19 protein-coding genes are annotated in these 22,737 nt (G+C 64.8%); 13 read left to right on the top strand and 6 right to left on the bottom strand.

Features of this window, described 5'->3' with window-relative positions:
- The first annotated feature begins 255 nt into the window (after positions 1 to 255).
- From aroQ to accC, 3 genes are read left to right on the top strand one after another with little or no spacing between them, the layout of a single operon-like run.
- Entirely contained in the window at positions 256 to 705 is a 450-nt protein-coding gene (aroQ, locus tag KR767_RS09730; RefSeq protein ID WP_166950764.1) for a type II 3-dehydroquinate dehydratase, read from the top strand.
- Between the two features lie 58 nt (positions 706 to 763).
- On the top strand, positions 764 to 1,222 hold the full coding sequence (gene accB, locus KR767_RS09725; RefSeq protein WP_166950762.1) for an acetyl-CoA carboxylase biotin carboxyl carrier protein: 459 nt from the start codon (positions 764 to 766) through the stop codon (positions 1,220 to 1,222).
- Positions 1,223 to 1,232: 10 nt separating this feature from the next.
- Positions 1,233 to 2,603: an acetyl-CoA carboxylase biotin carboxylase subunit gene (gene accC, locus KR767_RS09720; protein WP_166950760.1), complete on the top strand. Its 1,371-nt coding sequence runs from the start codon at positions 1,233 to 1,235 to the stop codon at positions 2,601 to 2,603.
- Positions 2,604 to 2,833: 230 nt separating this feature from the next.
- Here the strand turns inward: accC and KR767_RS09715 are convergent, their stop codons facing one another.
- Together KR767_RS09715 and prmA are read right to left on the bottom strand one after the other, a co-directional pair.
- On the bottom strand, positions 2,834 to 3,415 hold the full coding sequence (locus KR767_RS09715; protein ID WP_250878973.1) for a hypothetical protein: 582 nt from the start codon (positions 3,413 to 3,415) through the stop codon (positions 2,834 to 2,836).
- A 14-nt stretch (positions 3,416 to 3,429) separates the two neighbouring features.
- Positions 3,430 to 4,329, bottom strand: a complete 900-nt coding sequence (gene prmA, locus KR767_RS09710; RefSeq protein ID WP_166950758.1) for a 50S ribosomal protein L11 methyltransferase — start codon at positions 4,327 to 4,329, stop codon at positions 3,430 to 3,432.
- Positions 4,330 to 4,393: 64 nt separating this feature from the next.
- Between prmA and KR767_RS09705 the strand changes: the two genes are divergently transcribed.
- The 3 genes from KR767_RS09705 (at position 4,394) to purH (ending at position 7,357) form a co-directional block, all read left to right on the top strand.
- Complete coding sequence (locus KR767_RS09705) at positions 4,394 to 5,236, top strand: zinc-ribbon and DUF3426 domain-containing protein (protein WP_250878972.1); 843 nt, start codon at positions 4,394 to 4,396, stop codon at positions 5,234 to 5,236.
- 178 nt (positions 5,237 to 5,414) lie between these two features.
- Positions 5,415 to 5,696, top strand: coding sequence for a helix-turn-helix domain-containing protein (locus KR767_RS09700; protein ID WP_166950754.1), 282 nt, complete (start codon positions 5,415 to 5,417; stop codon positions 5,694 to 5,696).
- 71 nt (positions 5,697 to 5,767) lie between these two features.
- Positions 5,768 to 7,357: a bifunctional phosphoribosylaminoimidazolecarboxamide formyltransferase/IMP cyclohydrolase gene (gene purH / locus KR767_RS09695; protein WP_250878971.1), complete on the top strand. Its 1,590-nt coding sequence runs from the start codon at positions 5,768 to 5,770 to the stop codon at positions 7,355 to 7,357.
- 47 nt (positions 7,358 to 7,404) lie between these two features.
- On the opposite strand, the gene KR767_RS09690 is transcribed toward purH, so the two are convergent.
- A complete protein-coding gene (locus KR767_RS09690) occupies positions 7,405 to 8,400 on the bottom strand; it encodes a bile acid:sodium symporter family protein (protein WP_250878970.1) in 996 nt (331 codons plus the stop codon).
- A gap of 110 nt (positions 8,401 to 8,510) precedes the next feature.
- Between KR767_RS09690 and KR767_RS09685 the strand changes: the two genes are divergently transcribed.
- Both KR767_RS09685 and KR767_RS09680 read left to right on the top strand, forming a co-directional pair.
- A complete protein-coding gene (locus KR767_RS09685; RefSeq protein WP_250878969.1) occupies positions 8,511 to 9,401 on the top strand; it encodes a LysR family transcriptional regulator in 891 nt (296 codons plus the stop codon).
- Positions 9,402 to 9,618: 217 nt separating this feature from the next.
- Entirely contained in the window at positions 9,619 to 10,317 is a 699-nt protein-coding gene (locus KR767_RS09680) for a glutathione S-transferase (protein ID WP_250878968.1), read from the top strand.
- 231 nt (positions 10,318 to 10,548) lie between these two features.
- On the opposite strand, the gene KR767_RS09675 is transcribed toward KR767_RS09680, so the two are convergent.
- Complete coding sequence (locus tag KR767_RS09675) at positions 10,549 to 11,064, bottom strand: DUF2782 domain-containing protein (RefSeq protein WP_250878967.1); 516 nt, start codon at positions 11,062 to 11,064, stop codon at positions 10,549 to 10,551.
- A 94-nt stretch (positions 11,065 to 11,158) separates the two neighbouring features.
- Here KR767_RS09675 and polA point away from each other — a divergent pair, with 94 nt between their 5' ends.
- Entirely contained in the window at positions 11,159 to 13,891 is a 2,733-nt protein-coding gene (gene polA / locus KR767_RS09670; protein ID WP_250878966.1) for a DNA polymerase I, read from the top strand.
- An 18-nt stretch (positions 13,892 to 13,909) separates the two neighbouring features.
- Here polA and KR767_RS09665 read toward each other — a convergent pair whose 3' ends face one another.
- Together KR767_RS09665 and KR767_RS09660 are read right to left on the bottom strand one after the other, a co-directional pair.
- A complete protein-coding gene (locus tag KR767_RS09665) occupies positions 13,910 to 15,427 on the bottom strand; it encodes a hypothetical protein (RefSeq protein ID WP_166950420.1) in 1,518 nt (505 codons plus the stop codon).
- Between the two features lie 484 nt (positions 15,428 to 15,911).
- Positions 15,912 to 16,598, bottom strand: a complete 687-nt coding sequence (locus KR767_RS09660) for a helix-turn-helix transcriptional regulator (RefSeq protein WP_250878965.1) — start codon at positions 16,596 to 16,598, stop codon at positions 15,912 to 15,914.
- Between the two features lie 593 nt (positions 16,599 to 17,191).
- On the opposite strand from KR767_RS09660, the gene KR767_RS09655 reads away from it, so the two are divergent.
- The 4 genes from KR767_RS09655 (at position 17,192) to KR767_RS09640 (ending at position 22,714) form a co-directional block, all read left to right on the top strand.
- Positions 17,192 to 17,410, top strand: a complete 219-nt coding sequence (locus tag KR767_RS09655; protein ID WP_166950424.1) for a hypothetical protein — start codon at positions 17,192 to 17,194, stop codon at positions 17,408 to 17,410.
- Between the two features lie 58 nt (positions 17,411 to 17,468).
- A complete protein-coding gene (gene uvrD / locus KR767_RS09650; protein ID WP_250878964.1) occupies positions 17,469 to 19,664 on the top strand; it encodes a DNA helicase II in 2,196 nt (731 codons plus the stop codon).
- 102 nt (positions 19,665 to 19,766) lie between these two features.
- Complete coding sequence (locus tag KR767_RS09645; RefSeq protein ID WP_250878963.1) at positions 19,767 to 21,482, top strand: Hsp70 family protein; 1,716 nt, start codon at positions 19,767 to 19,769, stop codon at positions 21,480 to 21,482.
- A gap of 44 nt (positions 21,483 to 21,526) precedes the next feature.
- Entirely contained in the window at positions 21,527 to 22,714 is a 1,188-nt protein-coding gene (locus KR767_RS09640; RefSeq protein WP_250878962.1) for a J domain-containing protein, read from the top strand.
- Positions 22,715 to 22,737 lie beyond the last annotated feature (23 nt).

Raw genomic sequence — 22,737 nt, 5'->3', positions numbered from 1 at the left:
AAGCCGCCCTGCTCCGCGGATCGACACGGCATTTGTAGGAGCGCGCCGGCGCGCGACCGGGGATAACGGTGCCCTCCCCATGTGATCGCACTACCGTGTCGCGCGCAGGCGCGCTCCTACAGTCCATACGGTGGCGTGTGGAAAGTCACGATCTCCAGCGAACTGCGGCGAACGTCACCGAACTGGACAACCTGCCTGGACAGGCGCACACTGCGCGGCGTTCCGGAGCCCCGGACCCCAAGGTACAGGTGAAGAGTGGCCAGGATCCTCGTCCTGCACGGACCCAACCTCAATCTGCTCGGTGTGCGCGAGCCTTCGGTGTACGGCCATGAGACCCTGGCCGACATCAATGCCTCGCTGCTGGGCCGCGCCCAGGCGGCCGGTCACGAGCTGGGTTTCTTCCAGTCCAACGCCGAGCATGAGCTGATCGGGCGCATCCACCAGGCCCGCGACGAGGGCACCGCATGGATCCTCTTCAATCCGGCCGCCTTCACGCACACCTCCGTTGCGCTGCGCGACGCCCTGGCCGGCGTGGCGATCCCGTTCATCGAGATCCACCTCTCCAACCCGCATGCCCGTGAACCGTTCCGGCATCACTCTTATATGTCGGATCTCGCCAGCGGCGTGATCTGCGGCTTCGGCGGTGACAGCTACCGCCTGGCGCTGGAAGCGGCCCTGATCCGCCTCGCCGTTCCGGCCGCCTGATTTTCCTTTTTGCGGCGCCCGAAGGCGCCCATCCCACCACCCGACATAGGTTTGTCCCATGGACCTGCGCAAGATCAAGAAGCTCATCGACCTGCTCGAGGAATCGAACCTCGCCGAGCTGGAAATCAAGGAAGGCGAAGAAGTCGTCCGCCTTTCGCGCGTGCCGAAGGGCAGCGTCGCCGTTGCCGCGCCGGTGTACCAGCAGGCGCCGGTCGCCGCTGCACCCGCTCCGGCGGCTGCCGTCGCCGCTCCGGCTGCCCCGGCTGCCGACGCCCTGCCCGCAGGCCACGTCGTGAAGGCGCCGATGGTTGGCACCTTCTACGCCGCGTCCACCCCGGGCGCCCCGGCATTCGCCACGGTCGGCCAGCAGGTCAAGGCCGGCGAGACGCTGGGCATCATCGAAGCGATGAAGATGTTCAACCAGATCGAGGCCGATGTGGCCGGTACCGTCGTCGCTGTGCTGGTCGAGAATGGCCAGCCGGTGGAATTCGACGAACCGATGTTTGTGATTGCCTGAGGCCCTCGCCATGCTCGAGAAGGTCGTCATTGCCAATCGCGGCGAAATCGCGCTGCGGGTGCTGCGCGCGTGCCACGCGCTGGGCATCAAGACGGTCGCGGTGCACTCCACCGTTGATCGCAACCTCAAGCACGTCGGCCTCGCCGACGAATCGGTATGCATCGGTCCGGGTCCGTCCGCCGAAAGCTACCTCAACATTCCGGCGATCATCGCCGCGGCCGAGATCACCGACGCCGCCGCGATCCATCCGGGCTACGGCTTCCTGTCCGAAAACGCCAACTTCGCCGAGCAGGTGGAGAAGTCGGGCTTCGTCTTCATCGGCCCCACGGCCGACGTGATCCGCCTGATGGGCGACAAGGTCGAAGCCATCCGCGCCATGAAGGCCGCGGGCGTGCCGTGCGTGCCCGGCTCGGGCGGTCCGCTCGGCGACGACGTGGACGAAAACCTGCGCATCGCCCGTGAGATCGGTTACCCGGTCATCATCAAGGCCGCCGGCGGTGGCGGTGGTCGCGGCATGCGCGTCGTGCGCACCGAGGCCCACCTTGCTGCCTCCATCGTCATGACCAAGCAGGAAGCCAAGGCGGCTTTCAGCAACGATCAGGTCTATATGGAGAAGTTCCTGGAGAATCCGCGCCACGTGGAAATCCAGGTGCTGGCCGACGGCCAGGGCAATGCCATCCACCTGGGCGAGCGCGACTGCTCCATGCAGCGTCGTCACCAGAAGGTGGTGGAAGAAGCACCGGCTCCGGGCATCACGCCGGAACTGCGCGAGCAGATCGGCAAGGTGTGCGTCGACGCATGCATCCGCATCGGTTATCGCGGCGCGGGCACGTTCGAGTTCCTGTTCGAGAACGGCCGTTTCTACTTCATCGAGATGAACACCCGTATCCAGGTGGAGCATCCGGTGACGGAGCTGGTCACGGGCGTGGACCTCGTACGCGAGCAGCTGCTCATCGCCAGCGGCCAGAAGCTGTCGATCCGCCAGGAGGATATCGTCCTCACCGGTCATGCCATCGAATGCCGCGTGAATGCCGAAGACCCCGACACCTTCATGCCGAGCCCCGGCACGGTGAAGCGTTTCGAAGCCCCGGGTGGCCCGGGCGTGCGCGTCGATACGCACCTTTACGACGGCTATCGCATCCCGCCGAACTACGACTCGATGATCGGCAAGATCATCGTTCACGGCCCGGATCGTGCCACTGCTATTGCGCGTATGCGCATGGCGCTGAACGAAACGGTGATCGAAGGCGTGAAGTGCAATATTCCGCTGCAGCAGCGCATCATGGCCGACATAGGCTTCCAGCAGGGTGGACAGAACATCCACTATCTGGAGAAGCGCATGGCAGAGCAAAAGGAAAAGGAAGCACCGCAGGGGGAGTAATCCGCTCCCTGTAAAAAAAATCCCGCCGAAAGGCGGGATTTTTTTATGCGATACCCACCCCGCACCCCGTCGTTCCAGCGAACGCTGGAACCCAGCGCCCCGGTTCACCAGCACCGCGAGGCATCGCATCGGCTCCTGCGTAGGCAGCACCCTCGCGACAACCGACTGCATCGCGCTGGATTCCTGCGTGCGCAGGAATGACGTGAGGGGAAGGATGAGCACCGGCAACCTCACACCCCGTCTTCCAGCGAACGCTGGAACCCAGCGCCCCGGTTCACCAGCACCGCGAGGCATCGCATCGGCTCCTGCGTAGGCAGCACCCTCGTGACAACCGACTGCATCGCGCTGGATTCCTGCGTGCGCAGAAATGACGTGAGGGGAAGGATGAGCACCGGCAACCTCACACCCCGTCGTTCCAGCGAACGCTGGAACCCAGCGCCCCGGTTCACCAGCACCGCGAGGCGCTGCATCGGCCTTTGCGTAGGCAGCACCCTCGCGACAACCGACTGCATCGCGCTGGATTCCTGCGTGCGCAGAAATGACGTGAGGGGAAGGATGAGCACCGGCAACCTCACACCCCGTCGTTCCAGCGAACGCTGGAACCCAGCGCCCCGGTTCACCAGCACCGCGAGGCGCTGCATCGGCCTTTGCGTAGGCAGCACCCTCGCGACAACCGACTGCATCGCGCTGGATTCCTGCGTGCGCAGGAATGACGTGAGGGGAAAGATGAGTACCGGCAACCTCACACCCCGTCGTTCCAGCGAACGCTGGAACCCAGCGCCCCGGTTCACCAGCACCGCGAGGCGTTGCATCGGCTCCTGCGCGCTTACGCCTTTCGATAACCGCTGATGCGCACCCAGTCTTCCAGCGTGCGTACTTCCAGGCCGTCGAACCATTCGGCATAGCGCACCAGCAATTCCTCGTGCTGCCCGTGAAGAATGCCCGACAGTGCAAACGGCGCGCCCGGCTTCACGGCGGCGGCAAACGTCGGCGCAAGCTCACCCAGTGGCCCCGCAAGGATGTTCGCCACCAGCACATCGGCCAGCTCGACCGGCGCTTCGCCGGGCAGATAGACGGCCAGGTCCGCATGCACGCCATTGCGCTCGGCATTGTCATGCGAGGCCAGCAGCGCCTGCGGATCGTTGTCGATGCCCACCGCGCGCGATGCGCCGAGCTTCAGCGCCGCGATGGCGAGGATGCCCGAGCCGCAGCCGTAGTCGAGCACGTGCTTGCCGGCCAGTTGCTGGCCATCGAGCCATTCCAGGCACATGGCCGTGGTGGGGTGCGTGCCCGTGCCGAAGGCCAGGCCCGGATCCAGTCGCACGACCACGATGCCGCCATCCTCCGGCGGCTCGATATTCCACGGGTATACCCACAGACGGCGGCCGAACGGCATCGGCTTGAACTGGTCCATCCAGGCGCGTTCCCAATCCTGGTCTTCCACTTCGCGCCACTCGATGTGCGCCGGCTCGATGAACGGCAGGTCGTCGGCGATGGCGGCGGTCAGGCCGCGGCGGTCGGCCTCGATGTCGAACAAGGCATGCAGCACGATCTGGTTCCACAACGGAATCTCGCCCACGCCCGGCTCGAAGATGGCCTCTTCGTCGGGCGTCTCCGCATCGGCGTCACGCAGGGTGATCGACAGGGCGCCGAGGTCCTCCAGCGCGGTTTCGACGCGCGGCTGTTCGGCGGCGCGGATGGTGAGGGAGAGTTCGAGCCAGGGCATCGTGGGATCGCAACAGAGGGACAGGAACCACGATTCTACCGGCCATGCAGGCTATGATCGAACGATGTACACGCAGTGTCCCGAGTGCCTCACCGTCTACAAGCTGGAAGCCGAGCAACTGGTGCCGGCCTGTGGCTGCGTGCGCTGCCGCCATTGCGACACCGTGTTCAATGCGCTGGGCACGCTGGCGACCCAACTGCCGCCCGAGCCGTTCGCCCGCCTGCCCGAGCACGCACTCGACCGCGAGCCACCGCTTGCCGATGTGGCGGTATTCCGTCCCAGGCCGGAGCCGGAGCCTGTCCCTGAACCGGAGGGACCGCTCTTCGTCGAAGAAGCCGTGACAGGGGCGCCGGACACCACCCCGAACGAACCCGCGCCAGCGGAAGACTTCTCCCAGCTCACGTTTACGCCGGCCTTCGCCCGCCGCAAGCGCCGCTCCTGGCAGACCGCCGCGTGGGTGCTGGTGTGCGCCGTGCTGCTGCTCGGCCTGCTTGCGCAACTGGGCTGGGCCAAGCGCGAGGCGCTGATTACCGATGACACCACAGGGCCCTTGCTGGGCAAGGTCTGCGATGTGTTCGGTTGCCGCCTCCCCCTGGTTGCGGCACCCGATCGCCTGCGCCTGCTCGCGCGCGATGTCGAGCAACATCCTTCGGTGCCCGACGGCCTGCTGATTACCGCCAGCGTGCGGAACGATGCAGGTTTCGCGCAGCCTTATCCGGTGGTGACCATCGTGCTTTCCGATGCGCAGGGCGAGCGTCTGGCCATGCGCCGGTTCCGTCCGGAAGACTATGTCGGCGATGCCGGTGTGCGTGCCCGTGGATTGTCCGCCGGCGCAACCACCGCGATGGTCTTCGAAGTGCAAGACCCGGGCCAGCGGGCGGTGGCATTCTCGTTCAGCTTCGAGTGACCGTTCGAAAAAATTTCTTTTTGCAAGCCTGCACTTCCAGCGTCTGGGCGAGTACACTCGGTCCCCTTCGCGACTTTCGCCCCCCTTCTGGTGGTGCGTCTTCGTCGCACCCAAGCGACCATTATTCGAACAAGAACTGACCGGAGCTCCGCGTTCCGGGCTGCGAGAGGGGAATGCCTTGAACGCTGTGAGACTGACTGCCGGCGAGGCCGCCAACGAGACCTCCGTGCAGAGCGCCCTCAGCGAATGCGTCAGCCTGACCGTGCGTCGCTATCTCGCAGACATTGGTGACACCGAGTTCGGTGAAGGTCTTCACGCCCTGGTGATCCGCGAAGTCGAAGGCCCCCTCCTGCGCGAGGTGCTCGCCTTCCACGAAGGCAACCAGAGCCGCGCCGCTGCCGCCCTCGGCATCAACCGCGCCACCCTGCGCAAGAAGCTGGCCGCCCACGGCATCTCCTGATCCGGCGTTACGCCGGGCCGCCCGGACGTCCGGGCGGCTATAATGACGCGCTTTCCTCCCCGGAAGTGCCCATGCCCACGCCCGACCTCGTCCCCGTCCGCCGCGCACTTGTCAGCGTCTCCGACAAGCAGGGGCTCACCGACCTCGCCCGCCGCCTCGCCGCGGCCAACGTCGAAATCCTTTCCACTGGTGGCTCCGCGAAGGCACTTCGCGGAGCCGGCATTCCCGTGCGCGATGTCGGCGACCTGACCGGCTTCCCCGAGATCATGGACGGTCGCGTGAAGACCCTGCACCCGCGCGTGCACGGTGGACTGCTCGGCCGTCGCGGCACCGACGATGCGGTGATGGCCGAACACGGCATCGTGCCCATCGACCTTCTGGTGCTTAACCTGTATCCGTTCGAGCGTACCGTCGCCGATCCGGCATGCACGCTGGAGAACGCGATCGAGAACATCGACATCGGCGGCCCCGCCATGCTGCGTGCCGCCGCGAAGAACTGGAACGACGTCGGCGTGCTCACCGATCCGGCGCAGTACGACGACGCACTGGCCGAAATCGAATCGAAGGGCGGCCTGTCGCGCGCCACGCGCTTCCGTCTTTCGGTGGCCGCGTTCAATCGCGTATCGAATTACGATGCTGCCATCAGCGATTATCTTTCGGGCCTCAGCCTGGATGACACGCACACCGCCGTTGCCGCCCATGCGGAATTCCCCGAGCAGTCGAACGGCCGCTTCGTGAAGGTCATGGACCTTCGTTACGGCGAAAACCCACATCAGGCGGGTGCGTTCTATCGCGATCTGTATCCGGCACCGGGTACGCTGGCTACGTTCCGCCAGTTGCAGGGCAAGGAGCTCTCGTTCAACAACATCGCCGATGCCGATGCCGCATGGGAATGCGTGCGCCAGTTCGATGCACCGGCCTGCGTGATCGTGAAGCATGCCAATCCCTGCGGCGTCGCCGTGGCTGCCGATCCGCTCGCCGCGTATGAACTGGCCTATGCCACCGACCCGACCTCGGCATTCGGCGGCATCATTGCCTTCAACCGCCCGCTCGATGCGGAAACGGCACGCGTGATTCTCAAGCGTCAGTTCGTCGAAGTGCTGATTGCCCCCGTCGTCGAAGCCGGTGCCGTGGAAGAGGCCACGAAGAAGGCCAATGTGCGCGTGCTCGAAATCCCGCTGGGTGACGGTCGCAACACGCATGACATCAAGCGCGTCGGCTCCGGTCTGCTCGTGCAGACCGCGGATCACCGCCAGGTGACGCGCGACGAGCTGAAGGTGGTGAGCAAACGCCAGCCCACGCCCACCGAACTCGACGACCTGCTGTTCGCCTGGCGCGTGGCGAAGATGGTCAAGTCCAACGCTATCGTTTACGCGAAGGACAACCGCAGCATCGGTATCGGTGCGGGCCAGATGAGCCGCGTGGTGAGCGCGAAGATCGCAGGCCTGAAGGCCGAAGAAGCCGGTCTCACGGTGCCGGGTAGCGTGATGGCATCCGATGCGTTCTTCCCGTTCCGCGACGGCATCGATGCCGCCGCCGCAGCAGGTATCGTTGCCGTGATCCAGCCGGGTGGTTCGATGCGCGATAACGAAGTGATCGAAGCCGCCGACGAACACGGCATGGCGATGGTATTCACCGGCATCCGTCACTTCCGTCACTGATACGCATACGTGCGACCGGTGATACGGCAACGTTTATCGTTATCGCCTCACCGGTCGCGCGCGAGGCGCGCTCCTACAACATCGGATTCCTTGCGCATCGCGTAACGACGCGCCAGCACCGCACAGGTCATCAGCTGCACCTGGTGAAACAACATGATCGGCAGCACGATCAGTCCGAGCGGATGCCCCGCGAACAGCACCTTCGCCATCGGCACGCCCGAGGCCAGGCTCTTCTTCGAGCCGCAGAACACGATGGTGATCTCGTCTTCCGTACCAAAACCCAGCGCACGCGCACCGTAGCGCGTCACCAGCAGCGCCACCGCCAGCAGCACGATGTTCGCTACGATGAGGCCCGCCAGGATGGGCAGCGGCAGCTGGTGCCACAGGCCCTGCAATACGGCAGCGCTGAACGCGGTATAGACCACCAGCAGGATCGAGCCACGGTCGACATAAGTCAGCAGCGCCGCATGGCGACGCACCCAGCCGCCGATCCAGCGCTGCGCGACCTGACCGGCCACGAACGGCACGAACAGCTGCAACACGATCACGCCCACCGAATGCCACGACAGGCTGCCCTGCCCCGTACCGGCGATCACCAGGCCCACCAGCAGCGGCGTGATGAAGATGCCCAGCAGGCTAGACGCAGAGGCCGAGACGATGGCCGCCGGCACGTTGCCGCGCGCGATCGAGGTGAAAGCGATGGATGACTGCACCGTCGAGGGCAGTGTGCACAGGAACAGGATGCCCAGGTAGAGATCGGGCGAGACCAGCGGCGACAGCACCGGCTTCAGCAGCAGGCCGAGCAAGGGGAACAGCACGAAGGTGCTGGCAAGCACGGTCAGGTGCAGGCGCCAGTTGGTCATGCCGGCCACCACGGCATCGCGCGACAGCTTGGCGCCATGCAGGAAGAACAGCAGGGCGATGGCCGCGTCGGTCAGCACCTCGAAGATCTGCGCCGCCGCTCCCCGGCAGGGAAGGAAGCTCGCCAGCAGAACCGTGGCAATCAGGGACAGGGTGAATCCATCGGGCAGGAAGCGGCGCATGGCGGCGTGACGGTGCGAAGTGAAGGATGTTGCGTATTGCAGCGCCGCAGGCTTGATAAGGCAAATCGTTTTATCTGATTCAGTGATAGATTTATCGCATGAATGTCTCGATGCGCCAGCTCCGTGCCTTTCTCGCCGTGGCGGGCCACCGGCATTTCCGCCGCGCTGCCGACGCCCTGCACCTGACCCAGCCGGCCGTCAGCCGGCTTATCGCGGACCTGGAGGCCGAACTGGACGTGCGCCTGTTCGATCGCAGCACCCGTGAGGTGGTGCCGACAGAGGCCGGACGCTATCTGGAACAGGCTGTCTCCCGCGTGCTGGACGAACTGGACGGGGTGCTGGCCCATGCGCGTGCTCAGGCCGATCCGCTGCGCGGCCGCGTACGGATCGCCGCCGTGCCCACGGTGTCTGCCGGATTGGTGCCCAACTGCATCGCCCTTTGCGCCCAGGAACACCCGGCGCTGGAAATCCTGCTGCGCGACCAGAGCCAGGCCCAGGTGCTGGATGCCGTGCGCGGTGGTGAGGTGGATTTCGGGCTCACGGTGGAACCGGCCACCACCGAGGAATTCGATGCGCAGACGATCCTGCGCGATCCGTTTCTGGTCGTGTGCCGTGAGGATCATCCTTTCGTCGAGCGGGAAGCCGTTCCCTGGAAGGCATTGACCGGTCAGCCGTTGATCCTGCTCGACCATGCCTCTGGCAGCCGGCGGCTTATCGACGAGGTGTTCGCGCGGCGGCAGATTCCCGTGGACATCACCCTTGAGGTAGGTCACCCGCATACCGCCTTCCGCATGGTGGAGGCGGGGCTTGGGGTGACCGTCACGCCGGCGCTGTCACTGGATGCCTTGCGGCCTGGGCTCGCCGTGCGTTCGCTGACGCCCGAGGTGCATCGTGAGGTGACCTTGTTGCGACGCAGGGCGCGATCGCTGTCACCGCCTGCACAGACGGTGTGGGAGGCGTTTCGTGAGGTAGCTGCCGCGCTGTCTCCCGTGGGGCGTTGAATGTCGTGCAGCCAGTCGCTTTGACCGGTCGCGCGCAAGGCGCGCTCCTACACAAGCTGCTCCGTGAGGGCGCGCCTGCGCGCAACCAGTCCGAAGCGCCGTTGTAGGAGCGCGCCTTGCGCGCGACGCGGCGAAGCCACAACCCACCCCGCCACCACGCTCACGCCCGCTTAAACGCCCGGCAGGCATGCTCGGGCTTTCACGCCGGAGGGTGCCCATGAGTTACCAGCTGTACTACTGGACGGGATTGCAGGGTCGCGGGGAATTCGTGCGCCTGTGCCTGGAAGACGCCGGAGCGGCCTATACCGACGTGGCGCGCATCGAAGGGGACGACGTGATGACGCCCTTCCTCAACGGCGAGCACGAGGGTGCCCTGCCTTTCGCCCCGCCGTTCCTCAAGAGCGGCCGGCTGGTGATCGCCCAGGTGGCGAACATCCTCCAGTACCTCGGCCCGCGCCATAACCTGGTGCCGGAAAGCGAGTCGAAGCGGATCTACGCGCACCAGCTCGAACTGACCATCACCGATTTCATCGTCGAAGTGCATGACACCCACCATCCGGTGGCTGGCGGCCTCTACTACGAGGACCAGCGTGACGAGGCGAAGCGGCGTTCGAAGGACTTCCGCGAGTCGCGGATTCCGAAGTACCTGGGGTATTTCGAGAAAGCCATCGAACGGGGTGGCGGGCGGTTTCCGCTACGCAAGCATTCCTATGTGGACCTGTCGCTGTTCCAGATAATGGCGGGGCTGGAGTACGCCTTCCCGAAGGCGCTGGCGAAGCAGAAAGTGCCGCTGTTGCGGGATCTGGCCAGGCGGGTGGCCGAGCGGCCGAACATTGCTGCCTATCTCGCCTCGGAGCGGCGGGTGGCGTTCAACACCACGGGGATTTTCCGGCATTACCCGGAGCTTGATGGCTGACCGGTCGCGCGCGAGGCGCGCTCCTGCAAAAAGCGGCGTGTCCTGTGTCGCTCCTACAAAGCGGCGGGCCTTGTGTGTGTCGCTTCGGGCCGGTCGCGCGCGAGGCGCGCTCCTACAGGAGCCGTTGTTGTGCAGGGCGGCTTGTGTAGGAGCGCGCCTTGCGCGCGACGCGGCGAAGCCGCAAGCCGGAACGAACGGCAAGTTCGCACCGGCCCGGGTTTCATTAAGTGGTCAGTTCGACCCCGCTGGCTTCTGCGGCGCGCCCCACTCATAGACCTTGTACTGCACCGGGCTCACCGGCCCGTTGCGGCCGCCGGCTTCGTGACGACGGCCCTGGTCGTCCACGCTGTAATACTGTGGTACGCCGTTCTTGGGCGTCACGATCACCTGGTAGAGCTTGCCGCCGCTGCGGTACTCCTCGACCCGGTTGTCGCCTTCCTGGTGTACCGACACCTGCGGCGGCGGATCGCCGCGGCCGTCAAGGGAGGGAAGATTGTCCGCCGAGACCTTGCGCCCCATCGCATCGGAGGTGGCCGGCGTGGCCTGCCCACCCTGAGCTTCATCGTAGGTCACCGGACGCTCGATCGGCTTCTGGCCGGAACGGTCCGGCTCGCCTTCCTTGTGGCCCGGGTCATTGATCGCCGGCGGCGGCAAGGCCTTCAGCTGGGGATCCTGGGCGGTCTGCGCCGTGGCGGTCTGCGCCAGGGCGATGGCGAGCGCGGCGACGAGGGCGTGCGTGCGGTTCATGGGAGGTCTCCTTGCGGGCCTGCGAGCATACCAAGGCGCATACCCCAATCCACGTGAACAGGCGGCACACGTCGTGCCATGAGAGAATCCACCGATGCCTACGCTCACGCTCATCGACGGGTCTTCGTACCTGTACCGCGCGTTCCACGCGCTGCCGCCCCTGACCAATGCCCATGGCGAACCCACCGGCGCATTGTTCGGCATCGTCAACATGTTGCGCACCACGATGAAGGCCGGTTCCGACTACGTCGCCTTCGTCTGCGACGCGCCGGGACGCACCTTCCGCGACGATCTCTACGCCGACTACAAGGCCAACCGGCCGTCGATGCCCGACGACCTGCGCGCCCAGGTCGAGCCCATGATGAAGATCGTAGGCGCGCTGGGCTTTCCGATCCTGTGCATTCCCGGGGTCGAGGCCGATGACGTCATAGGCACCCTGGCACGGCAGGCCGCCGCCGCGGGCATCCACACGGTGATCTCCACCGGCGACAAGGATTTCGCCCAGCTCGTGGACGGCCACGTGCTGCTGGTCAACACCATGACCAGCACCACCATGGACACCGACGGCGTCATCGCCAAGTTCGGCGTGCGCCCCGACCAGATCGTCGACTACCTCACCCTCGTGGGCGACACGGTAGACAACGTGCCCGGCGTGGAAAAGTGCGGCCCCAAGACCGCCGCCAAGTGGCTGGCCGAATACGACAACCTCGACGCGCTACTCGCCGCTGCCGACCGCATCGGCGGCAAGATCGGCGAAAACCTGCGCGCGGCCATCCCGCGCCTGCCGCTGTCGCGCGAGCTGGTCACCATCCGCACCGACGTACCGCTGGACCAGGGCCCGGCCGACCTCACGATGCGCGAGCGCGACGTCGAGGCCCTGCGCGAGCTGTACGCCCGCTACGACTTCAAGGCTGCGCTCAAGGACCTGGACTCCGGCAACCTGCCGGCGCCGGCTGCCTCTCCGGTCGCTGCAGCACCGACCGCTGCCACGACTACCCCTGAAGCCACCCCGTTCGCGGGAGAGGCCGAATACGAGCTCGTCTTCGACGAAGCACATTTCGCCCGCTGGGTCGAAAAACTCGAAACCGCCCCGCTCATCGCCTTCGACACGGAAACCACCAGCATCGACGCCATGCAGGCGGAGATCGTCGGCGTGTCGCTGGCCGTGGAACCGGGCAAGGCGGCGTATATCCCGCTGGCACACGATTACCCTGGCGCGCCGAAGCAGCTTTCGCGCGAACATGTGCTCGGCGCCCTGAAGCCCATCCTGGAAGACGCCACGCGTCCCAAGGTGGGGCAGCACGGCAAGTACGACATCAACGTGCTTTCGCACTACGGCGTGAACGTGCGCGGACTTGCGCACGACACCATGCTCGAGTCGTACGTGTACAACGCCACGGCCACGCGCCACGACATGGATTCCCTGGCCAACCGCTACCTCGGCTACACCACCATCAAGTACGAACAGGTGGCCGGCAAGGGCGCCAAGCAGATTCCGTTCTCGCAGGTCGACTGCGACACCGCCTGCCGCTACGCCGCCGAAGACGCGGACATCACCCTGCGCCTGCACCACGCCCTGTGGCCGAAGCTCGAAGCCGAGCCATCGCTGCGCAAAGTATACGAAGACATCGAGATTCCGCTCGTGCCCGTGCTGGCGAAGATGGAACGCACCGGCGTGCTCATCGACGCCAACGAGCTGCGCAAGCAGAGCCAGCAGCTGGGCAAGCGCATGGTCGAACTCCAGCAGCAGGCCTATGCGGTCGCCGGACACGACTTCAACCTCGATTCGCCCAAGCAGCTGCAGGCCGTGCTGTTCGACGAACTGGGCCTGCCGGTAAAGGTGAAGACGCCGACCGGCCAGCCCTCCACCAACGAGGAAGCCCTGGAAGCCATCGCCGACGCGCACGAGCTTCCGCGCGTGATCCTCGACTATCGCGGACTGGCCAAGCTGCGTTCCACGTATACCGACAAGCTGGCCGGCATCGTCAACCCGCGCACCGGCCGCGTGCATACCAGCTACCACCAGGGCGCCGTCGCCACGGGCCGCATCAGCTCGTCCGACCCCAACCTGCAAAACATCCCGGTGCGCACCGAAGAAGGCCGGCGCATCCGCCAGGCCTTCGTGGCCCCGCAAGGCTGGCGCATCCTGGCGGCCGACTATTCGCAGATCGAACTGCGCATCATGGCCCACCTCTCCGGCGACGAAGGCCTCGTGCGCGCCTTTGCCGAAGGCGGCGACGTGCATCGCGCCACGGCGGCGGAAGTATTCGGCGTCACGCCGGATGAAGTCACCACCAACCAGCGTCGCGCAGCCAAAGCCATCAACTTCGGCCTGATGTACGGCATGAGCGCCTTCGGACTGGCCCGCCAGCTCGGCGTGGACCGCGGCGAAGCGTCCGACTACATGGCACGCTACTTCTCGCGCTATCCGGGCGTGCGCGCCTTCATGGACGCCACCCGCGAACAGGCCCACCAGGACGGCTACGTAAAGACCTGGTTCGGTCGCCGCCTGTACCTGGACAACCTCAGCTCGCGCAACCAGGCGCTGCGTGCCGGAGCCGAGCGCGCGGCCATCAATGCCCCGATGCAGGGCACCGCCGCCGACATCATCAAGCGCGCGATGATCGCCGTGGCCGCATGGACCGAATCCCGCGACGACGTGCGCCTGCTCATGCAGGTACACGATGAACTGGTATTCGAGGTGCGCGAGGATGCCGTGGATGACGTGCGCGCAAACGTCGAACGCCTCATGACCGGTGCAGCGGAACTCAGTGTTCCGCTGCAGGTGGACATCGGCGTGGGCGCAAACTGGGACGAGGCGCACTAGCGCCCCGTCCCCGACGGGTCAGTTGCCGTTGTCGCTCTTCGGGACGTTGTCGGTCTTCGGCAGCGGCGCGCCCGTGTACTGATTGAACCTCACCGTCTCACCCGGCCGGCTCAACAGTTTAAGCTGCGGCGCGGCCTCCTTCTTCGGATTGGTGGCCGTGTACCAGAGCTTCAGCGCCTTGAACGAGAACACCTCGTCGAAGTCCGTGGCGAACGAACCCGGATCCATGGCGACATCGCCCTTGCGGTTCTTGAACCATTTCATCCATGCGGCAGAACCCGGCGGCGGCGAGCAGATGTAGGTACCTTCCGGATCGTCCTTGCCCTGCTGGTTGCATAGTTTGAAGCCAGGATTGGCATCCGCGTAGTACGACGGCAGCAGGAACGACATCATGCGGTTCTTCGTCGTGCTCCACTCGGCGGTGCTATGACAGCTCATGCAGCTGGAATTGGGGTAATTGACGTACGCCTTGCCATTGAAGGTGATGTTGTTGCGTGCACCGTCATTCGGCCCCGAGAGACGATCACCCCAGCCCAGTGTCTGGGTGGAATATTTCGGCGCCTTCGGATTGTTCCAGTTCTCCACCAGCTTCCTGGAATCGGCGCCGGCCGCTTCGTCATTGCCCCATTGCACGCCCAGGGGCACCATCTTGTCCCACGCGTCCTTGCCCGGTGCATTGGCGTCATAGACGAGCGTCATGAATACCCAGCCCGTGTCCGGCGAGGATTGCTTGTCCTTGACGATAATGTCGAACTGCGTGACGTAGCCCGTCCACAGGGTGGGATCTTCCGGTGGATCGGCCTCCGGATTGACCGGAATCATCATGGGCCATTGCGCGGCCCCCTTCAGCACCGGCCACCAGTCCGTCGGCTGGGTCTTGTCCGTGGACGAGAACACGGCCGCCTTGACGATGATGGCGTCTTCCAGGAACTGCGAGTGCTGCGTGTCCAGCGTCGGCTTCATCGCATCGGCACCCCAGAAGTTCCTGAGCGTCAGCGCGGCGATGGAATCGTAGTAAGTCACCACGTTCGTCTGGAAGGTAACCTTCAGCCCCGTACCCGGAAATACGCTGCTGCCGAACTGACCTGCCTGGTAGGTGCCGTGTATCGCATCGCGCAGGCTGCCCAGCCACGGTTCGTTGTACCAGCCGGCCTTGGCGGCATCCCAGTTGGCGTAATCCAGGATCAGCTTGCGCGCGTTGGGCGTGACGGCCTCTTTCAAGGCGTTCGCGTAAGCCTCCGCGTTATGCACGTTGATGCGGCCATTGTTGATCGCCTTTCTCCACGGCGGAGGGCCCGCCTGAAAACGCGCGACTTTCGGCCAATCGTGACTGAGGGAAAACACCGGGCCCGTATAGCTGGATGGCGGCAGGTAGCCGTTGTTTTCCTGAAATGGCGTCGCCGCCTGCATCGCTGCCAACGAAGGCATGGTCTTGGCGTCGAACGCGCTCCTGGCGGTCTGTGCGCCCACGCTGCCTGATGCCACGACAAGCGAGGCACAAGCCAGGGCGAGCACCAGTCGGTTGAAACGTTTCATGCACTTTCCTCCACGGAATGCCGGCGGGTCTTCGGGAAGAAAGGAGGGGGAAGCCGGCGCGCATGCCTCCACGCGGCCCTGGCGGGTCGCGGGATCGCATGCCTGTCCGATGTATCCCCTGTCCTTCCACATCCGCCCGGCAGCTGAGCCAGGCGAGCACGCGAAGTATCCGCGCGCGCCAATGCGGCGATACGGGCCGATCCGGCAAGGGATCAAGGTGACCCGGATGGTGAATCGGCAAAAAAAGAGCCGCCCGCTCCCGGGGAGGGGCGGACGGCGATGTGGGGAGATTTGGCGGGAAGCGGACGCACTCCGGCGCCCTCGTCCACCTTATGGTTGTTTTATCTGGAAGCCTCCGGGCGATGGCCAGGACCATGGCGTCCTGCCAGCAACTGCCCGGGGCGTGAACCGGTGAGCAGCATGGCTCCTGGGCCAGCCGCTGTCTTGGACGGAATATCGACGATCGTCATGACGTGCGGATGACTCAGGCCTCGGCCATCCCCTTCAACACCCAACGGCGCCAGGTGCCAGGCGGCACGCCCACCGTACGGACAAAAACCCGGGACAGATGCCCCGCCTCGGAAAAACCACAGGCTGCGGCGATATCCCCGAGCGAACGATTACTGTCCCGCAAAAGACGCTGCGCCCTTTCGATGCGACGCTTCATCAGCCACCGGTGAGGCGGCATGCCCGTGGCCCGGGCGAATGCCCGGGAAAAATGATTCACCGTCAGTCCACAGGCCCGGGCCACGGCCGGCGTCTTCACGCTCAGGTGCAGGCGCTCATCCATATACGAGATGGCCTGGTCCAGGCGCCATGCGGCCAGGCTGCCCGAGGCCGCTTCCGACGCATGAGCCAGCGACGGCACGGGCAGGCTGGCCCGCAAGGCCAGGGCGGCATGTGCCAGCACGGTCGGATTCGCAGCCTCGTCATGCAGCTCCTGAAGCATGGCATCGATCAGCGCACCCACGATGGGAGATGCCTTGTCCGCGCCGTCTGCCTCCGCCCGGGCCCTTCGCACGAGCACGCCCCGTGCCGGCTTGTCCGGGTTGAAGACAATCAGCAGGGTGGCTTCCTCACCCTGTGCATTCACCTGCGTGAAATCACCGGGATCGCTATCCGCCAGATCGATTTCGCCATCGATGGAAGCCCGAGCGAGAGCCGTGTCCACGACGACCCGGTACCGGGACGAAAACGCAGGAATCGATAAGTACGACATATAGACGGAAGACCTCGGGGGACGTCCGTGCTCAGCAAGGCCCGTGCCATGCAGATATGGCGCTTTCATGCGCCGCCGTGCAGGCATGGCATGTCCGCGAGCGCGAGCGCCGCGTCCGCGGACATGTTGTACAAACAGCCGTCCAAACGTAAGTATTTCGTTGCGTCTTCCAAGCATGAACGATGGCTGACTTTTTCTTTTTCGCCGACTGCAACTTTTGCGATTCCCGGACGTCTATAGCTTCGGACGCACGCAACGGCGTCCCATCGGTGTACCCCACCTCCCTGGGGTAACCCTGCGGTAGGGCCCGGCTTTCCCCTGGGTCGAGCCCTCCTCCGGCTCCGGAAGCTCCCCTGGCTTCCGGAGCTTTTTTTTGCCTGCAAGATCCGGCCAGTTTTTTGCGCGCCCCATGGTTTCCGTTGAAACGAAGTGCTGCGCACGAACGGTCGCGCGCAGGCGCGCTCCTGCAACAGCCTGCGCCCCCTTGCAGATCCCTTCACATCTCCCTCGGCATGCTGCGTCCCACTTCGACTAGGGAGGCATCCATGCGAGCAGGACTCATCATCGTCGGCATCATCCTCATCGGCCTGGGCATCTGGGTGACGGTGGGCAACGGCAGCTACAGCAAGACCGATACCCTGGCGCAGGTTGGCTCGGCGAAGATCACCGCAACCCACGACAAGGCCCTCCCCCAGTGGGTCGGCATCGCAGGCATCGTGATCGGCGGCCTCGTGGCCGTGGCCGGTATCGCCCGCAAGCGCTGAACGGCGTGGGCGCCCGCCAGGCGGGCGCCCCGCAGGCCGCCCCGGCTACAATGGGCGGATGGATGTATCCCACCTTCTCGACTCCCTGAACGATGCCCAGCGTGAAGCCGTCGGCGCTGAACCCGGGCACTACCTGATCCTCGCGGGCGCCGGCTCCGGCAAGACCCGCGTGCTCACCCATCGCATCGGCTGGCTGACCCAGGCCCAGGGCGTGCCGCCGTGGGCCATCCTCGCGGTCACCTTCACCAACAAGGCCGCCGGCGAGATGCGCGCCCGCCTGGACAACCTGATTCCCGGCGGCACCCAAGGCCTCACCGTGGGCACCTTCCACGGCATTGCCCATCGCCTGCTGCGCCGCCACTGGCGCGAGGCCGGGCTGGTCGAAGGCTTCCAGATCCTCGACTCCGATGACCAGCAACGCATCATCAAGCGGGTCATCGCCGGCATGGGCCTGGACGAAGCCCGCTTCCCGCCCCGCCAGGCCGCCTGGCAGATCAACCAGTGGAAAGACGAAGGCCGCCGCCCCGACAGCATCGAACACCGCGACCACCCGGTGACGCGCACCTTCGTGGAGATCTACAAGACCTACGAACAGCAGTGCCAGCGCGCCGGCCTCGTCGACTTCGCCGAACTGCTGCTGCGCGCGCACGAACTGTGGCTGAAAGACCCGCAGGTGCTGCGCCACTACCAGGATCGCTGGCGCTACCTGCTGATCGACGAATTCCAGGACACCAACACGCTCCAGTACGCGTGGATCCGCGTGCTGGCCGGCGACAAGGGCCAGGCTTTCGTGGTGGGCGACGACGACCAGGCCATCTACGGCTGGCGCGGTGCGAAGGTAGAAAACGTGCAGCAGTTCCTGCACGACTTCCCCGGCGCAAGAACCATTCGCCTGGAGCAGAACTACCGCTCCACCTCCACCATCCTCAACGCAGCCAACGCCGTCATCGCCCGCAATGGCGGACGCCTCGGCAAGCAGCTGTGGACGGACGGCGAGGAAGGTGAGCGCATCGCGCTGTACGCGGCCTACAACGAACAGGACGAAGCACGCTTCGTCATCGAGCGTATCCGCGAATACATCGCCGAACACGGCAATGCGCGCGACTGCGCCATCCTGTATCGCTCCAATGCCCAGTCACGCAACTTCGAAGAACAGCTCATCCAGCGCAACCTCCCCTACCGCGTGTACGGCGGCCTGCGCTTCTTCGAACGCGCCGAAATCAAGGACGCACTGGCCTATCTGCGCCTGGCATCCCATCGCCACGACGATGCCGCCTTCGAGCGGGCCGTGAACACGCCGCCGCGCGGCATCGGCGACCGCACGCTCGACGAGCTGCGCCGCCGCGCCCGCGCCGAAGGCAGCTCCATGTGGGAGGCCGCACTCAACGAAGTGTCCACCGGCTCGCTGGCCGGCAGGGCGAAGAACGCCGTCAGGGCCTTCCTCGGCCTGATCGACAACCTGCAGGTCACCTTCCGTGGCGATGGCGGCGCCGAAGGCAACGACGCCCTGGGCCTGGCGGAGCAGATCGAGCATGCCATCGTGCATACCGGCCTGCGCGACTTCTACGAAAACGACAAGCGTGGCAACGGCGAGGCCCGCGTGGAAAACCTCGACGAGCTGGTGAACGTGGCCAGCCGCTTCGAGATGACGCCGGAAGACACCGACGCCGGCCTCAACGAGCTCTCCGCCTTCCTGTCGCACGCGGCGCTGGAAGCGGGCGAAGGCCAGGGCGAGGCGTGGGACGACTGCGTGCAGCTGATGACCCTGCATTCGGCCAAGGGGCTCGAATTTCCCATCGTGTTCCTGGTGGGCATGGAGGAAGGACTCTTCCCCAGCCAGCGCTCCACCGAGGAAGACAACCGCCTGGAAGAAGAGCGCCGCCTGGCCTATGTCGGCATCACGCGCGCACGCCGCAAGCTCTACATGTCACATGCCGAATCCCGCCGCATGCACGGCACCGAGATGCTTGCACGCCCTTCACGCTTTCTCGGCGAAATCCCCGGCGAGCTGATCGACGAACTGCGCCCCCGCGTGCAGGTATCCCGACCCGCCTTCGCCGATCGCTTCTCCAGCCCCTCGCTGGACGAACCGATGCCGGTGCGCCTGGGACAGCGCGTGAGCCACCCCAAGTTCGGCGAAGGCACCATCGTCAGCGCCGAGGGCGCCGGCGCGCACATGCGTGTGCAGGTGAACTTCCAGGATGAAGGAAGCAAGTGGTTGGTTTACGCTTATGCGAACCTGACCGCGTTGTAAGGGGCCTGACAACGACCGGCTTGCCGCAGGCATCCTTGCGGCAAGCCGCCGTGCGCCGGGAACGCGTACAACCGGGTCCATGCAGCCCAAGGAACGAATGGCATGATCGTCGGTATCGATCTCGGAACCACCAACAGCCTGATCGCCGTCTGGAAAGACGGCGGTCCCCGTCTCGTGCCCAATGCACTGGGCTCATTCCTCACCCCGTCCGTGGTCGGCATCGACGATGACGGACGGGTACTGGTTGGCGAAGCGGCGCGTGAGCGCCTGCAGACGCATCCCCAGCGCACCGCCGCCCTGTTCAAGCGCCATATGGGCAGCGCACGCACCTCGCGCCTGGCCGATCGCGACTACCGACCGGAGGAGCTTTCGGCACTCGTCCTGCGGTCGCTCAAGGCGGACGCCGAGGCATTCCTCGGCCAGGAAGTGACCGAGGCCGTCATCACGGTGCCGGCGTATTTCTCCGACGCCCAGCGCAAGGCTACGCGGGTAGCCGGAGAGCTTGCGGGACTCAAAGTCGAGCGCCTGCTCAACGAACCCACGGCAGCCGCGTTGGCCTATGGGCTTCATGAGGGCGGGAGCGAAACCCAGTTCCTGGTCTTCGACCTCGGCGGAGGCACCTTCGACGTGTCGATCCTCGAAATGTTTGAAGGTGTCATGGAAGTCCGTGCCAGCGCCGGTGACAACATGCTCGGCGGCGAGGATTTCACCGGACTCATCGTCGAACTGGCGTTTTCGAAAGGTCTCCCCGAAAAGGCAAGGCACGACGCAGCTTTCATGCAACGGTTGACCGCACGCGTCGAGGAAGCCAAACGGGAACTCGGCAGCCAGGCCTCGACCAGTTTCGACGTGCAATGGGAAAACCACCATGCCACGGTCTCCCTGGATACCGACGCGTTCGAGAAGCTGTGCCAGCCGCTACTGGAAAAACTGTGGCGTCCCATCGAGCGTGCCTTGCGCGATGCACGCATCCGGGCAGCCGACCTGAACAACGTGGTGCTCGCCGGCGGTGCGACACGAATGCCGATGATCCGCAATCTCGCCACCCGCATGTTCGCGCGCTTCCCCGTCATCGGTCTGAACCCCGACGAGGTCGTGGCACTGGGCGCCGCCGTACAGGCAGGCCTCAAGATGAAGGACAAGGCACTCGACGAAACGGTGATGACTGACGTGTGCCCCTATACGCTGGGCACGGAGATCATCAAACGGCTCGACAATGGCCGCCATGCCGACGGCTTTTATGCGCCCATCATCCAGCGCAATACCGTCGTGCCGGTCAGCCGGGTCCAACGCTTCTATCCTGTGTCACCGGAACAGACGTCGATTCGCATCGAGGTCTATCAGGGTGAATCGCGACTGGTACAAGACAATATCAAGCTTGGTTCCGTATCCGTTGCCATACAGCCGGGGCCACGTCATTCCGACGGCGTGGACGTACGCTTTACTTACGACGTCAATGGCTTGCTCGAGGTCGAGGTCAGCGTGGTGGCCACGGGAGAAACCCGACGCGTCATCATCGAGAGCGGCGATGCCCACATGTCGCCCAAGGAGATTGCGGCGCGCCTGGAGGCTTTGTCCGCGCTCAAGATCCACCCTCGCGACACGCTGGAAAACCGCACGCTCCTCGCCCGTGCGGAGCGGATGTACGAGCAATTGCTCGGTGATATGCGCGAGCACGTCGGACAGATGATCCTGCGATTCGAGCAGATACTGGCAACGCAGGACAACCAGCTCATTGCGCGCGATGCAGAGCGCTTCCGCCAGGCACTCGTGGCTATCGAATCCGATAGCTATTTTGCCCCCGAACCGGCACCCTGACTCATGGCAAGCGCATGGCCTGAAGCAGGAAGGCTACGCCAACCATGAGTGGCATGGCCTGGTATTTAGAAGTATTGGGGCTGCCACCGTACGCTGAACTTTCAGCCGTACGCAAAGCCTATGCGCAAGCTTTGCGCAAGATAGATCAGACTTCCGATCCAGAGGCCTTCGCTCGCCTGCGCGAAGCCTATGAAGCGGCACGCGCCTGGTGCGAGCAGCGCGAGGATACCGCGCCGCCCGTCGAGGCCGCCCCCAGAAAAAACGTCGAACCTTCCCCTCCATTACCAGCGAACCGCACCGAAGCAACCCCTGCAAGAGGAACGACGGAACAGGTCGAGGCAGAGGACGAGACTGATAGCCCGCCCGCCGACCCTCGTGCCGATGCAAGGCGCGAGGCCGCATTGCTGATGGACTCATTCATCGCCAGCGTGCAGCGGTCGAATGCGAGTGAAGCTGCCGACATGCTGGACCACACGGTGGCGGCCCTTCGTCAGCGCTACATCGATGCACCAGGTGAACTGGAGGAACGACTGGTCGATCTCCTGGGCTCCCAACAAATACCTCATAGGTCGCTCCTGTTCGAAGCGGCCCTGGGGCTTTTTCATTGGGAAGATATCGGACAACTGACTGCACTCGGCCGCCGTGGGCAATGGGTCGAGAAAGTGCTGGGCCAGCGTGGCGCGTGGTTGGAACTGAGCGCATCCCGGCGCACACAGTGGCTTGAACTGATACGGCGTGCCACACGCCCGATCGATCCATCGCTCATCCGGTATTGGCCAGAAATCGCCAGGCTATGTGAGCAATACCCTTTGTGGATCGGCCTGCATCTCGACCATGGTACCGGGCAGGCATGGAAGGCTGCCTTCGATAACCTGCCTTTACCGGTGCAAAGAAACCTGAAGCAGAGTTCGGCGACGCCCGGAGCGTTCAAACCAGTCAGGCAAAAGCAGGGAAAGCGTCCACGAAAACATATACGTCGCTGGCTGGGCTGGATCGCATTGCTGTGGATACTGCTGCAGATACTGAAGCTTGCCACCACACCGACACAGTCGGATGCGTCACCCGATACGATCCGGGTCGAACGGACTGCCTGCGCCGAACTGTATCGACGGCTTTCCCAGCCTGACGCATTCGCTGGGCTGTCCAGTGAAACGATAAGTGAACTATCGTCCAGTGGCTCGCGTTGTGAAAAACAGGGTTACTGGCCCCGGTTCCAGCCCGATAGGCGCTGATCGTACGAGCGTGATACCGGCCC

This window comes from Luteibacter anthropi, from assembly GCF_023699965.1.
Taxonomy (GTDB): domain Bacteria; phylum Pseudomonadota; class Gammaproteobacteria; order Xanthomonadales; family Rhodanobacteraceae; genus Luteibacter; species Luteibacter anthropi.
This window is presented reverse-complemented; position numbering and strand designations above follow the sequence as displayed.

Bases quoted from the DNA above. Each gene is read 5' to 3' on its own strand.
- accB (WP_166950762.1), top strand. From the start codon at position 764: ATGGACCTGCGCAAGATCAAGAAGCTCATCGACCTGCTCGAGGAATCG.
- accC (WP_166950760.1), top strand. From the start codon at position 1,233: ATGCTCGAGAAGGTCGTCATTGCCAATCGCGGCGAAATCGCGCTGCGG.
- KR767_RS09655 (WP_166950424.1), top strand. From the start codon at position 17,192: ATGCGAGCAGGACTCATCATCGTCGGCATCATCCTCATCGGCCTGGGC.
- KR767_RS09640 (WP_250878962.1), top strand. From the start codon at position 21,527: ATGAGTGGCATGGCCTGGTATTTAGAAGTATTGGGGCTGCCACCGTAC.
- KR767_RS09715 (WP_250878973.1), bottom strand. From the start codon at position 3,415: ATGCAACGCCTCGCGGTGCTGGTGAACCGGGGCGCTGGGTTCCAGCGT.
- purH (WP_250878971.1), top strand. From the start codon at position 5,768: ATGCCCACGCCCGACCTCGTCCCCGTCCGCCGCGCACTTGTCAGCGTC.
- polA (WP_250878966.1), top strand. From the start codon at position 11,159: ATGCCTACGCTCACGCTCATCGACGGGTCTTCGTACCTGTACCGCGCG.
- uvrD (WP_250878964.1), top strand. From the start codon at position 17,469: ATGGATGTATCCCACCTTCTCGACTCCCTGAACGATGCCCAGCGTGAA.
- KR767_RS09690 (WP_250878970.1), bottom strand. From the start codon at position 8,400: ATGCGCCGCTTCCTGCCCGATGGATTCACCCTGTCCCTGATTGCCACG.
- KR767_RS09665 (WP_166950420.1), bottom strand. From the start codon at position 15,427: ATGAAACGTTTCAACCGACTGGTGCTCGCCCTGGCTTGTGCCTCGCTT.
- KR767_RS09675 (WP_250878967.1), bottom strand. From the start codon at position 11,064: ATGAACCGCACGCACGCCCTCGTCGCCGCGCTCGCCATCGCCCTGGCG.
- KR767_RS09705 (WP_250878972.1), top strand. From the start codon at position 4,394: ATGTACACGCAGTGTCCCGAGTGCCTCACCGTCTACAAGCTGGAAGCC.
- KR767_RS09645 (WP_250878963.1), top strand. From the start codon at position 19,767: ATGATCGTCGGTATCGATCTCGGAACCACCAACAGCCTGATCGCCGTC.
- KR767_RS09680 (WP_250878968.1), top strand. From the start codon at position 9,619: ATGAGTTACCAGCTGTACTACTGGACGGGATTGCAGGGTCGCGGGGAA.
- prmA (WP_166950758.1), bottom strand. From the start codon at position 4,329: ATGCCCTGGCTCGAACTCTCCCTCACCATCCGCGCCGCCGAACAGCCG.
- KR767_RS09685 (WP_250878969.1), top strand. From the start codon at position 8,511: ATGCGCCAGCTCCGTGCCTTTCTCGCCGTGGCGGGCCACCGGCATTTC.